Raw genomic sequence first — 12618 nt, forward strand, 5'->3', positions numbered from 1 at the left:
TGTAAGGGGCACCCGGGCCGGCGGGGGAGGCTCAGACGGGGTCGCTCACGTCGTCGAGCGCGGTGCGGATCTCGGCGGGCAGCACGAGGTCCTCGGCTGCGAGCGAGGCCCGCAGCTGGGCCGCGTCCCGCGCCCCGACGACGGCCGAGGCCACCCCCGGGCGGTCCCGCACCCAGGTCAGCGCCACCGACAGCGGTGAGGTGCCGAGCCCGTCGGCGGCGGTGAGGACCGACTGGACGATCCGCGCCGAGTGCTCGGTGCGGCGCGCCTCCACGTACGAGGCCAGCAGCGCGCTCGCGCCCCGCGAGTCCGCCGGGGTGCCGTCGGTGTACTTGCCCGTGAGCACCCCCCGGCCCAGCGGGGCCCAGGCCAGCAGCCCGAGGCCGTGGTGCCGGGCGGCGGGCAGGAGCTCGGCCTCCGGTTCCCGGGCGAGCAGCGAGTACTCCACCTGCGCCGACACCGGACGGCAGACGGCCGGGTCGGGCCCGGCGGTGGCGCCACCCGCGACGGTCGCCAGCTGCCAGCCGGCCGGGGCGACCAGCCCGGCGTAGCGCACCCGTCCGGAGTAGACGGCGACCTGCACCGCGGACAGCGTCTCGTCCAGCGGCACCCGGGGGTCCCAGCCGGGGAACTGCCACAGGTCCAGGTGCCCGGTGCCCAGCCGGCGCAGCGTGCGGTCCAGTGAGCGCAGCAGCGCGGTCCGCGACGCCCGTTCACCCGCGTCGGGGGCGGCCGTGCCGCGCCCGGCGAGGACGACGTCGTCGCGACGCACGGTGCCCCGCAGCAGCCCGCCGAGCACCTGCTGGGCGGCGCCGCCGCCGTAGTCCTCGGCGGTCTCGACGAGGGTCCCGCCGACGTCGACGAACGCGCGCAGCTGGTCCGCGGCGTCGGCCGGGGAGGTGTCCTCGCCCCAGGTCATGGTGCCCAGGCCGACCCGCGACACCTCGAGGCCGCTGCCGCCCACCGGTCTGCGTTGCACGGTCGTCGAGCCTAGGCGCGCGGGCCCGCGGGACCGGTGAGGGCGCGCAGAGTGACCCCCGTCTCGGCGAGTACGGTGACGGCCTGTGATCAACCAGGAGCCGAGCCGCCAGGACCGGACGACCCCGGACCGGAGCACGCCGGACCGCGGCCGCGACGGGAGCCGTTCGTGAGCTGGCTCGAGGTCGTCGTCCTCGGGATCGTCCAGGGGCTCACCGAGTTCCTCCCGGTGTCCTCCTCGGCGCACCTGCGGATCGTCTCGGCGGTCGGTTTCGGCGGGGACCCGGGGGCGGCGTTCACCGCCGTCTCCCAGCTCGGCACCGAGGCCGCGGTGATCGTCTACTTCGCCAAGGACATCTGGCACCTGTTCCTCACCTGGGTGCGCGGGTTCCGCGACGCGGAGGTCCGCGCCACCGACGACTACCGGCTGGCCTGGCTGGTCGTCATCGGGTCGGTCCCGATCGCCGTGCTCGGGGTGCTGTTCAAGGACCAGATCGAGGGTGTCGCCCGGAACCTCTGGCTGGTCGCGACCACGCTGATCGTGTTCGGTGTCCTGCTCGGCCTGGCCGAGCGCTTCGGCAAGCAGGTCAAGCCGGTCGAACGGATCACCGTCAAGGACGGCATCCTGCTCGGCTTCGCCCAGGCCATGGCCCTGATCCCGGGCGTCTCGCGGTCCGGCGGCACGATCACCGCCGGCCTGTTCCTGGGGCTGACCCGGCCCGCGATCGTGCGGTACTCGTTCCTGCTGGCGATCCCGTCGGTCTTCGGTGCCGGCCTGTTCACGCTGCCCGACGTGTTCGCCGGCGACGGCCCGTCCGGGCCGCAGATGCTCGTGGCCGTGCTGGTCGCGTTCGTCGTCGGCTACGCGGTGATCGCCTGGTTGCTCCGCTTCGTGGAGAACAACACCGTCTACGTGTTCGTCGCCTACCGGATCGCGCTGGGCGTCGCCCTGCTCGCCGCCCTGTCACTCGGCGCGGTCAGCGCGTACTGACCGCCCTCGCTCCCGTAGCCTCGGTCGGCGTGACGACCTTGATCCTGCTGCGGCACGGCCGGTCCACCGCGAACACCGCGGGCGTGCTGGCCGGGCGCACCCCGGGCGTTGAGCTCGACGACCGCGGCCGGGAGCAGGCGGCGGCCGTCGTCGACCGGCTCGCGGCCCTGCCGATCGCCTCGGTCGTGACCTCCCCGCTGGAGCGGTGCCGCCAGACCGTCGCGCCGCTCGCGGCGGCCCGCGGCCTGGAGCCGGTCGTCGAGGACGACCTGGCCGAGGTCGACTACGGCGCGTGGACCGGGCAGAAGATCTCCGACCTGCTCAAGGAGGACCTGTGGAAGGTCGTCCAGGCGCACCCGTCGGCGGCGACCTTCCCGGACGGCGAGTCCCTGGCCGGGATGCAGGCCCGCTCGGTCGCGGCGGTGCGTCGCCACGTCGCCCGGGTCCGGGCCGAGCACGGCGAGAACGCGATCGTCCTGGCCTGCAGCCACGGTGACGTGATCAAGGCGATCCTCGCCGACGCGCTGGCCAGCCACCTCGACAACTTCCAGCGGATCGTCGTCGACACCTGCTCGGTGAGCGTCGTCACCTACACCGAGCTGCGGCCGTTCGTCGCGCGGATGAACGAGCAGTCCGGCGACGTCGCGAGCCTGGTCCCCAAGCCGAAGCCCGCCGAGGGCGAGGAGCAGCCGGTGAACGCCTCCGACGCCGTGGTCGGGGGTTCCACGAACGCGTGAGGCGGGGTGATCCACCTCGCATCGTCCCTGGTGGACGCACCCACAGGTGACCGCGGGGATGCCCCCGCAGCCGGATACGCCTACCCTGGGAAGGGTCATGGCACGCGTCATCCACGTCTTCCGCCGACCCGACCGCTTCGTGGCCGGGACCGTCGGCGAGCCCGGCGATCGCGCCTTCTACCTGCAGGCGATCGAGAGCAGCCGCACCATCAGTGTGCTGCTGGAGAAACAGCAGGTCTCGGTGCTGGCCGAACGCATCACGGCGCTGCTGGGCGAGGTGTCCAAGCGCTTCGGCGAGGACAACCTGCTCGGCGCGACCGTGACCACGGGGTCCTCGGACAACGACCCGCTCGCGGTCCCGCTGGAGGAGGAGTTCCGGGTCGGGACGATGGGCCTGGGCTGGGACGCCGACTCGAGCTCGATCGTCGTCGAGCTGCTCGCGGTCACCGAGGAGGAGATCGACGAGTCGGTCGTCCTCGACGACACCGAGGAGGGCCCGGACGCGCTGCGCGTGTTCCTGTCCCCGACGGCGGCGAAGGCCTTCGCCGAGCGCGCCGAGAAGGTCGTCGACGCCGGCCGTGCCCCGTGCCCGTTGTGCGCCGAGCCGCTCGACCCGGCGGGCCACGTCTGCGTGCGCCTCAACGGCTACCACGACCGCAACCCCGTGGCCGGGACGGAGTGACGCTCGACCTGCGCGACCCCGCGGTGTTCGAGGTCCTGCGCACCGGCCGCATGGACATCACCGGCCGGATGGTCGACGCCTCCAACGCCACCCTGTTCGGCACCGTCTCCCTCGACGGCGTCGAGCTGCGCTGCGTGTACAAGCCGGTGCGCGGGGAGCGCCCGCTGTGGGACTTCCCGGACGGCACCCTCGCCGGGCGCGAGGTCGGTGCCTTCCTCGTCTCCCAGATCTCCGGGCTCGACGTCGTCCCGCCCACGGTGCTGCGCGACCAGGCCCCGTTCGGGACCGGCATGGTGCAGGCCTGGGTCTCCTCGGGTGACGAGAGCGCCCTGTCCGAGCCGCCCGCCGACGGCGCGGGCGACGAGCTGGACGGCGACATCACCGAGGAGACCGTCCAGCTCGCCACCGAGTCGCTGGTCGAGCTGTGCGAGCCGCACGAGATCCCCGGCGGCTGGCTGCCGGTGCTCCGTGCCCGGGACGGCGCGGGGGACCCGGTGGTGCTGGTCCACGCCGACCACCCGCAGCTGCGGGACATGGCGCTGTTCGACGTCGTCGTCAACAACGCCGACCGCAAGGGCGGGCACGTGATCCTCGCCGGGGACGGCGACGTCTACGGCGTGGACCACGGCCTGACCCTGCACACCGAGCCGAAGCTGCGCACCGTCCTCTGGGGCTGGGTCGGGGACGAGCTCGGCGAGGAGCACACGGCCGTCCTGAAGGAGCTGCGCGCCCGGCTGGCGGGCGAGTTCGCCGACGTCCTCGGCGAGCACGTCACCCGCCGCGAGGTCGCGGCGCTGCGCTCCCGGATCGACCACCTGCTCGCCGAGCCGCGCTTCCCCGGCCCGGACGGCTACGGCCCGGCCATCCCCTGGCCGGCGTTCTAGCCGGTCACATCCAGGAGCCCGAGCCGCTGCGTCGCGCGGGTCATCGCGACGTAGAGGTCCGCCGGGTCGGCCGCCCGGATCCGCTCCGGGTCGACGATCACGACGGCGTCGAACTCCAGGCCCTTCGACGACACCGGGGTGTGCACCGGCACGCCGGGTGACCCCAGGTCGGTGCCGGGCGGGGCGATGACGGTGACCGTCCCGCCGGCGGTGCGGGCCCGCTCGTCGTCGACGGCGGCGCGGACCGCGGCGCGGAGCTCCCCGGCCGGGACCGTGCGGGTCCACGGCCGCTCACCGGTGCTGCGCACCGACTCCGGCGGGCGACGGTCCGGGGCGTAGGTCGCCAGCACCCGCGCGGCGGCGTCCATGATCTCCGACGGCGTCCGGTAGTTCACCGTCAGCGTGCGGTGCGTCCAGCGTCCGGCCAGGTGCGGGGCGAGCACGTCGGCCCAGGCCCGGGCGCCGGCCGGGGCGCTGCGCTGGGCGAGGTCGCCGACCGCGGTGATCGACCGCGCCGGGCAGCGCCGCAGCAGCACGTGCCAGTCCATCGCGGACAGCTCCTGCGCCTCGTCGACGACGAGGTGCCCGTAGCGCCAGTCCCGGTCCGACGCCGCGCGCTCGGCCACGGTCAGCGGCACCCCGGCGACGTGCCGCTGCGCGAGCATGTCCGCGGTCACGAAGTCGGTGGGCCGCAGCTCGTCCGGGTCCTCCCCGGCGAGCGACCGGTCCGCGGACTCCAGCACGGTCAGCACCTCGGCGGCGTAGGCGCTGTCCGGCTCCGGTGCCGCGGCGGGTGTCCCGTCCGGGACCGGGCCGAGGAGCTCGGCGAGCTCGTCGAGCAGCGGCGCGTCGGCCACGGTCCACGGCGTGCCCGGTTCCCGCCGCAGCGACTCCGGAGCGCCCGCGGCGGCCAGCCGGTCCGGGTCGGCGTACAGCTCGGCCAGGGCCCGCTGCGGGGTCAGCACCGGCCACAGCTCCTCGACGGCCGCGTGGAACCGGGGGTCGGTGCGCAGCGCGTCGCGCAGCTCGGCCCGCATCTCGGCCGACACCTCGGCCGCCCCGGCGGGCTCGATCTCCGGGATGTCCAGCCCCGCCAGCAGCTCCGCGAGCTCCGGCGGGTCCTCCAGACCGACCTCGAGCCGCTCCAGCCCCTGGTCGACGAGCAGCCGCCCGAGGGTGTCGCGGAACGTGGCGCGGGCGGTGTTGTGCGGCTGCCCGGTGGCGCGGGCCCGCCGGCGCGCCTCGGCGGCCAGCGTCGTGTCGATCTCGACGGTGACGTCGTCCATCCCGATCGCGACCGGTGCCCCGGGCAGCTCCTGGCGGTCGTCGACGGCGCGGCGCAGCACGTCGACCATCGCGAGGTCGCCCTTGAGCCGCGCCGTCCCCGGCGGGTCGGTCGCGTCGGCGACGACGCCGTGCGCGAGGCGTCCCGGGGTGGTGAACACGACCGCGGACTCGCCGAGCGCGGGCAGCACACCGCCGACGTAGTGCACGAAACCCGCACTCGGCCCGACGACGAGCACGCCGCTGCGGGCGAGCCGGTCACGGTGGGTGTAGAGCAGGTACGCGATCCGGTGCAGCGCGACGGCGGTCTTGCCGGTCCCGGGGCCGCCCTCGATCACGACGGTGCCCGACAGCGGCAGCCGGATGATCTCGTCCTGCTCGGACTGGATCGTCGTGACGATGTCGCGCATGCGGGTCCCGCGCGGCGCGGTGAGGGCGGCGAGGAGCGCGGGGTCCGACGCCGACACGGTCCCGGTGCCGGGCCCGTCGCCGTCGAGGAGGTCGTCGTGGAAGCCGGCGACCCGCTCGTGCGGGGCGGTGCCGGCGACGGTGTAGTGCCGGCGCCGGGTCACCCCGAGCGGGGTGACCGGGGTGGCGCAGTAGAACGGCTGCGCGGCCGGGGCCCGCCAGTCGACCAGCGCGCTCTCGCCGTCGGCCGGGTCCGTCAGCCCGATCCGGCCGACCCGGGTCGGGGCGGCCCCGTCGACGTGGTCGAGACGCCCGAAGCACAGTCCCGCGCGGGCCGCGGTGAGGGTGCGCACCCGCTCCGAGGCGCGGTGCACCGACACGTCGCGTTCCCAGCGGGCGCTGAGCTGCTCCCCGGCGCGCTCGGCTGCGGCGCCCCGGGCCTGCGCGCCCGCCGCGGCGAGCTCGTCGTCGAGCAGGGCGTGCAGCCCGCGGAGGTGCCGGGTCTCGCGGGTCAGCTCCGCCTCGTAGGAGGAGTGGGTGGTCGCCGGGGCCTTGCCATCCGTGTTATGCTGAGACTGCAGGGTTACGTCCTCGTGTTCTGCGCGCACCCCACAGGGTAGCGCGATCCCGGCCCCCTGCGCACTCATCTCCCTCGTCGGCGGACGAGTCCGACCGTCTCGCGCAGCGCCATCGCCGTCGCGAACGTGCCGAACACCAGCCCCAGCACGACCGCGTCGAGCGCCAGGCCGAGGAACGCGCCCGCCACCGTGCCCGGTGCGGCGGTCAGCGCCAGCACCGTGCCCCACCTCCCGGACGCGGTGCCCTGACGCAGGTGCACGACCGTCCCGACGATCGAGTTCGGGATGAACATCAGCAGCGACGTCCCGGCCGCGACGTGCAGGTCCGTGCCGAACAGCAGCACCATCGCCGGCACCGCGAGCAGCCCGCCACCGAGTCCCATCGCACCCGCCCAGGCGCCGATGACCAGGCCGACCACCGTCGCCGTCGGGTACAGGAACCAGGGATCGGCGACCAGCGACGCCGGCACCACCGCGCCGCCGAGCAGCGGCACGCCCAGCGCGTCGACGAGCAGCTTCGCCGCCGTCAGCACCAGTACGGCCACCAGCAGCACCCGCAGCAGCGTCTCCGACGCGCGCGCCAGCAGCTTCGGCCCGATCCACCCGCCGACCGTGCCACCGACGATCAGCCCGGCGCCGGTCCGCAGGTCCAGCGACCCGCCGCCGAGCGCGTAGGCGGCCGCACCGGCGACGCAGACCCCGATGTTCGCGATCGTCGACGAGCCGTGGATCCGGGCCCGCGACATCGCGGTGAACCGGTCGAGCGCGGGCACGAACAGCACTCCGCTGCCGCCGCCGATCAGCCCGCCGACGACGCCGCCGATCAGGCCGATCACGCCCACCGGCACGGCCCGGCCGTCCCGGTCCGTGTCGGGGGAGAGGCGGACCATCGGGCCAGTGTCACCCCGACGGCGGTCCCGCCGTGCGCGGCGTCCCAGCGGGCGGGAACCGGGGATACGGTCGGCCCATGACCTTCCCGGCCCCGCAGCGGATCACCGTCCCCGGCACGACCCTGCCCGAGATCACCCTGTCCGTGCACGACACCGGCGGCGACGGCGACCCCGTCCTGCTGCTGCACGGCTGGCCGGACCGCGCGAGCCTGTGGACCCACCAGGCCACCGCGCTCGCCGGGGCCGGGTACCGGGTCGTCGTCCCGGACCTGCGCGGCTTCGGGGACTCCGACCGGCCCGCCGAGGTCGAGCACTACCGGATGCGGGCCCTGGCCGCCGACGTCCTCGGCGTCGCGGACGCGCTCGGCATCGACCGGTTCGCCCTCGCCGGGCACGACTGGGGCGCCTCCCTCGGCTGGGCCCTCACCCTCGCCTCGCCGCGGGTGACCCGCTACGCCGCGTTCTCCGTCGGGCATCCCGCCGCGTTCGCCACCGCGGGGTTCCGGCAGAAGGCGATGTCCTGGTACATGCTCTGGTTCCAGTTCCCCGGCGTCGCCGAGCAGGTGATGCCGGCCGACGACTGGCAGTTCCTGCGCGGCTGGCTGCACGCGACGCTGCCCGAGGGACACCCGATGGCCGCCCGCCAGCTCGCCGACCTCTCCCGGCCGGGTGCCCTGACGGCGTCGTTGAACTGGTACCGCGCCAACATCGACCCGGCGACGTTCGTGCCCACCACGATCCCCCAGCCCCCGCGGATCACGGTGCCGACGATGGGGGTGTGGAGCGACGGCGACCTCGCGCTCACCGAGGGGCAGATGCGGGGCTCCTCGGCGTACGTGGACGACTTCCGCTTCGAGCGCGTCGAGGGCTGCGGGCACTGGATCCCGGAGGAGGCGCCGGAGACCGCGAGCGCCCTGCTCGCCGACTTCCTCGCGGGGTGACCGAGGGGACACGCGCTCCTCGCTGCGCCGCCGGGGGCCGCGGGCCAGGATGGGGCGGGTACAGCGGCGTCGGAACGACACGGAGGAAGCACTGATGGCGGAGAAGAGCCGGATCGGGGTCACCGGGCTGGCGGTGATGGGGGCGAACCTCGCCCGCAACATGGCCCGCCGTGGCTTCCCGGTGGCGGTGCACAACCGCACCACCTCGAAGACGACCGAGTTCATGAAGGACTACGGCGACGAGGGTGCCTTCACCGGCACCGAGTCGCTGCAGGAGTTCGTCGACGCGCTGGAGACCCCGCGCAAGATCGTCGTCATGGTGAAGGCGGGCAAGCCGGTCGACGCCGTCATCGACGAGCTGGCCCCGCTGCTCGACTCCGGCGACATCATCATCGACGCCGGCAACTCGCACTTCCCCGACACCGATCGTCGCGCCGCGTACTGCGAGGAGCGGGGCCTGCGGTTCATGGGGATCGGCGTGTCCGGCGGCGAGGAGGGCGCACTCAACGGGCCGAGCATCATGCCCGGCGGACCGCAGGAGGCCTACGGCGAGGTCGAGGAGATCCTCACCGCGATCGCCGCGAACGTCGACGGCACCCCGTGCTGCACCCATGTCGGCCCCGGCGGCGCCGGGCACTACGTGAAGATGGTGCACAACGGCATCGAGTACGCCGACATCCAGCTCATCGCCGAGGCCTACGACCTGCTCACGCACGTTGCCGGGCTGTCCGCGCCGGAGATCGGGACGATCTTCGAGGAGTGGAACTCGGGCGACCTCGAGTCCTTCCTCATCGAGATCACCGGCATCGTGCTGGCCAAGACCGACGAGAAGACCGGGAAGCCGCTCGTCGACGTCATCGTCGACCAGGCCGAGCAGAAGGGCACCGGCCGCTGGACGGCCATCGACGCGCTCGACCTCGGCGTCCCGCTGACCGGCATCACCGAGGCCGTGTTCGCCCGCACGCTGTCCAACCTGCGCGACGAGCGCCGGGAGGCCTCGACCACGCTGGGCGGCCCCACCCCGGGCTCGGGGAAGAACCGCGACGAGCTCGTCGAGGACATCCGCCAGGCCCTCTACGCGTCCAAGGTCGTCGCCTACGCCCAGGGCTTCGCGCAGATGCGCGCCGCCTCGCAGGCCAACGACTGGGACCTCGACCTCGGCGCGATGGCCCGGATCTGGCGCGGCGGCTGCATCATCCGCGCCCAGTTCCTCAACCGGATCACCGAGGCCTACGAGTCCCACCCGGACCTGGACAACCTGCTGATGGTCCCGTACTTCACCGAGGCCGTCGCGAACGCGCAGGACGCGTGGCGCCGGGTCGTGGTGACCGCGACCGAGCAGGGCGTGGCGATCCCCGCGTTCTCCTCCAGCCTGTCCTACTACGACGGCTACCGTCGCGAGCGCGGCCCGGCCAACCTCATCCAGGGGCTGCGGGACTACTTCGGTGCGCACACCTACGCGCGCACCGACGCCGACGGCAAGTTCCACACCCGCTGGAGCCAGGACGGCAGCGAGGTCGCCGCGGACTGACCCCCCGCGCCGTGACACCCCGGCCCCGGCACCATGGGGCCGGGGCCGCGGTGTGCCGGGCGGGCCCTCAGCCGCGGGTCGCCGCCGGCCGCGCCGCGCCGGACGCGTCGCCGTCGGTCGTCACGGGCCCGTCGACGTGGTGGTACTTCCCGCCGCGCAGTGCGCTCGCCACCGCGGCGACCAGGCAGGCGACGGCGGCGAACCCGAGCGCGAAGGTCAGCCCGTCGGCGAACGGGCCGGAGATCAGCTGCGGGAAGAACTCCCGCCCGGTCAGGTACGCCGACTGTGCGGGCGCCAGCGCGCCGAGGACCTGCGGGCCGAGCAACGTCGCGATCGGGTTGTAGCCCAGCAGCGCCGCGAACAGGATCCCGACCGGCGGCAGCGCCGCGACCCGGTCCGCCGCGAGCTCCGGCACGCCCTGGGCCATGAGCCCGTCGTGCAGCGACGTGGGCAGCGTCGTCGACAGGCCCGCGATGAGCAGCGAGAAGAACACCCCGATCGACAGCACCGTCGCCGCGTTCTGGAACGTCGAGGTCATGCCGGCCCCGGCGCCACGCTGGTGCGCGGGCAGCGAGTTCATGATCGCCGCCCGGTTCGGGGAGCTGAACAGGCCCATCGCCAGGCCGTTGAGCGCCAGCAGCAGCGCGAACGCCCGGTAGTCGAAGTCCACCGGCAGCGCCAGCAGCGCGAGGAACGTCGCGGCCGCGCCGAGCATTCCGACGGTGGCGAAGGCGCGGGCGCCGTAGCGGTCGGACAGGATGCCCGACACCGGCCCGGCGACGAGGAACCCGATCGTCAGCGGGACCATGTAGATGCCCGCCCACAGCGGCGTCGTCTCGAACGGGAAGCCGTGCTCGGGCAGCCAGATGCCCTGCAGCCAGATGATCAGGATGAACTGCAGCCCGCCGCGGCCGAGCGCGGCCAGCAGGCTCGCGATGTTGCCCGCGGTGAACGCGCGGATCGAGAACAGCGAGACGTGGAACATCGGCTCGGGCACCCGGCGCTCGATCCAGGTGAACAACGCCAGCACCGCGATCCCGCCGAGGATCAGGCCGAGGACGAGCGGGCTGGTCCAGCCCATGACGTGGTCGCCGTAGGGCTGGATGCCGTAGGTGATGCCCATCAGGACGGCGACGAGCCCGACCGCGAACGTCAGGTTGCCCCACCAGTCGATCCGCGCCGCGCGGCGGGCGCCGGTGTCGCGGAGCCGGGCGTAGGCCCAGATCGTGCCGAACACCCCGACCGGGACCGACACCAGGAACACCAGGTGCCAGTTCACCGGGGCGAGCACCCCGCCGACGACCAGTCCGAGGAACGAGCCGGCGATCGCCGCGACGGAGTTGATCCCGAGCGCGAGGCCACGCTGGTGCACCGGGAAGGCGTCGGTCAGGATCGCGGTGGAGTTGGCGAGCAGCAGCGCCCCGCCGACACCCTGCAGCACCCGCATCGTGATCAGCCAGACCGCGCCGGCGTCGCCCTGCATCCAGGTGGCGGCCAGCAGCACCGAGAACACCGTGAAGACGGCGAAGCCCAGGTTGTACATCCGGGTGCGGCCGTACATGTCGCCGAGCCGGCCGAAGCTGACCACCAGCACCGCCGTGACGACCAGGTACCCCATGATCAGCCACAGCAGGTAGTCGATGTTGTCCGGCGCCAGCGGGTCGATCCCGATGCCGCGGAAGATGTCCGGCAGCGCGATCAGCAGGATCGACATGTTGATCGTCACGATCAGCACGCCCATCGTGGTGTTCGACAGTGCGACCCACTTGTACCGGTCGGCCGGTCCCGATTTGTTGAGCATCGCTAATAACTATAACTCTCCGGTGCGCGTTCGCGCTACGGTCTCGCCCGGCTCGTCCGGTCCGTCCCGATCCTCCCCCGGGTAAAGGAATTCCCAGGTCGGACGGGGTCTACAGTCCGCGGCGTGAGGTGGCGAGGGGCGGAGCCGTCCGCCGGGACGACCCGGCGCGAGGTGCTGCGCGCGGCGGCCGCCGCAGCCCTGCTCGCCGCGACGGGCGGGTGCTCCACCGGACCCACGGCATCCCCGCCGTCGTCCCCGGTGCCCGGCGCCCCGTCCGCTCCGCGGACCACCACACCCGCCCCGGATCCGGCCGGGACCGAGGTCGCGCACGCCGGCACCGGGCGCCCCGAGCTGGCGCTCACCTTCCACGGCGCCGGCGAGGTCGACCTGGCCCGCCGGGTGCTCACGCTGCTGCACGACCGGGGCGCCGCGGTGACCGTGCTCGCCGTCGGGACCTGGCTCGCCGACAGCCCGGACGCCGCCCGGATCGTCACCGGGCTCGGCCACGAGATCGGCAACCACACCTGGTCCCACGGCGACGTCAACGGCCTCGGCGAGGCCGCCGCCCGCGTCGAGATCGAGCGCTGCCGGGACGTGATCGCGGCGGCCACCGGCGGGCCCGGGGCGTTCTTCCGGCCCTCGCAGGCCCAGCACGCGACCCCGCTGCTGCGCCGCCTCGCCGCCGACGCGGGCTACCCGGTGACCCTGTCCTACGACGTCGACTCCCGCGATTTCGCCGACCCCGGACCGGCCGCCGTCGCCGCCCGGGTGCGGACGGCCGGGCCCGGCAGCGTCGTGAGCATGCACCTGGGCCACCCCGGCACGCTCGCCGCGCTGCCCGCCGTCCTCGACGACCTCGACGCCCGCGGCCTGCGCGCGGTCACCGCGACCCGCCTGCTGGCCCCGGCATGAC

At 74.1% G+C, this 12618-nt stretch carries 11 protein-coding genes; 7 read left to right on the forward strand and 4 right to left on the reverse strand.

Annotated features, from left to right (window positions below; all coding sequences use genetic code 11):
- Positions 1 to 31 precede the first annotated feature (31 nt).
- Positions 32 to 979 (reverse strand): aldo/keto reductase, encoded by a 948-nt coding sequence (locus ZF1_RS07015; RefSeq protein WP_482636796.1) that lies wholly within the window; start codon positions 977 to 979, stop codon positions 32 to 34.
- A 168-nt stretch (positions 980 to 1147) separates the two neighbouring features.
- Here ZF1_RS07015 and ZF1_RS07020 point away from each other — a divergent pair, with 168 nt between their 5' ends.
- The 4 genes from ZF1_RS07020 (at position 1148) to ZF1_RS07035 (ending at position 4272) form a co-directional block, all read left to right on the forward strand.
- Entirely contained in the window at positions 1148 to 1969 is an 822-nt protein-coding gene (locus tag ZF1_RS07020; protein ID WP_482636797.1) for an undecaprenyl-diphosphate phosphatase, read from the forward strand.
- A gap of 29 nt (positions 1970 to 1998) precedes the next feature.
- Entirely contained in the window at positions 1999 to 2706 is a 708-nt protein-coding gene (locus ZF1_RS07025; protein ID WP_482636798.1) for a histidine phosphatase family protein, read from the forward strand.
- 97 nt (positions 2707 to 2803) lie between these two features.
- Positions 2804 to 3388, forward strand: coding sequence for a DUF3090 domain-containing protein (locus ZF1_RS07030; protein ID WP_208821306.1), 585 nt, complete (start codon positions 2804 to 2806; stop codon positions 3386 to 3388).
- Positions 3389 to 3438: 50 nt separating this feature from the next.
- Entirely contained in the window at positions 3439 to 4272 is an 834-nt protein-coding gene (locus ZF1_RS07035) for an SCO1664 family protein (protein WP_208821382.1), read from the forward strand.
- On the opposite strand, the gene ZF1_RS07040 is transcribed toward ZF1_RS07035, so the two are convergent.
- Both ZF1_RS07040 and ZF1_RS07045 read right to left on the reverse strand, forming a co-directional pair.
- Positions 4269 to 6572, reverse strand: a complete 2304-nt coding sequence (locus ZF1_RS07040) for a UvrD-helicase domain-containing protein (RefSeq protein WP_482636799.1) — start codon at positions 6570 to 6572, stop codon at positions 4269 to 4271. The genes ZF1_RS07035 and ZF1_RS07040 overlap by 4 nt on opposite strands.
- 35 nt (positions 6573 to 6607) lie before the next feature.
- Positions 6608 to 7432 (reverse strand): TSUP family transporter, encoded by an 825-nt coding sequence (locus tag ZF1_RS07045; protein ID WP_482636800.1) that lies wholly within the window; start codon positions 7430 to 7432, stop codon positions 6608 to 6610.
- A gap of 77 nt (positions 7433 to 7509) precedes the next feature.
- On the opposite strand from ZF1_RS07045, the gene ZF1_RS07050 reads away from it, so the two are divergent.
- Together ZF1_RS07050 and gndA are read left to right on the forward strand one after the other, a co-directional pair.
- Entirely contained in the window at positions 7510 to 8373 is an 864-nt protein-coding gene (locus ZF1_RS07050; RefSeq protein ID WP_482636801.1) for an alpha/beta fold hydrolase, read from the forward strand.
- A 94-nt stretch (positions 8374 to 8467) separates the two neighbouring features.
- Positions 8468 to 9904, forward strand: coding sequence for an NADP-dependent phosphogluconate dehydrogenase (gndA, locus tag ZF1_RS07055; RefSeq protein WP_251786817.1), 1437 nt, complete (start codon positions 8468 to 8470; stop codon positions 9902 to 9904).
- A 67-nt stretch (positions 9905 to 9971) separates the two neighbouring features.
- On the opposite strand, the gene ZF1_RS07060 is transcribed toward gndA, so the two are convergent.
- Positions 9972 to 11705 (reverse strand): MFS transporter, encoded by a 1734-nt coding sequence (locus ZF1_RS07060; RefSeq protein ID WP_482636802.1) that lies wholly within the window; start codon positions 11703 to 11705, stop codon positions 9972 to 9974.
- Positions 11706 to 11828: 123 nt separating this feature from the next.
- Between ZF1_RS07060 and ZF1_RS07065 the strand changes: the two genes are divergently transcribed.
- Positions 11829 to 12617, forward strand: coding sequence for a polysaccharide deacetylase family protein (locus ZF1_RS07065; RefSeq protein WP_482636803.1), 789 nt, complete (start codon positions 11829 to 11831; stop codon positions 12615 to 12617).
- Position 12618 lies beyond the last annotated feature (1 nt).

The organism is Pseudonocardia sp. ZF1 (genome assembly GCF_056835605.1).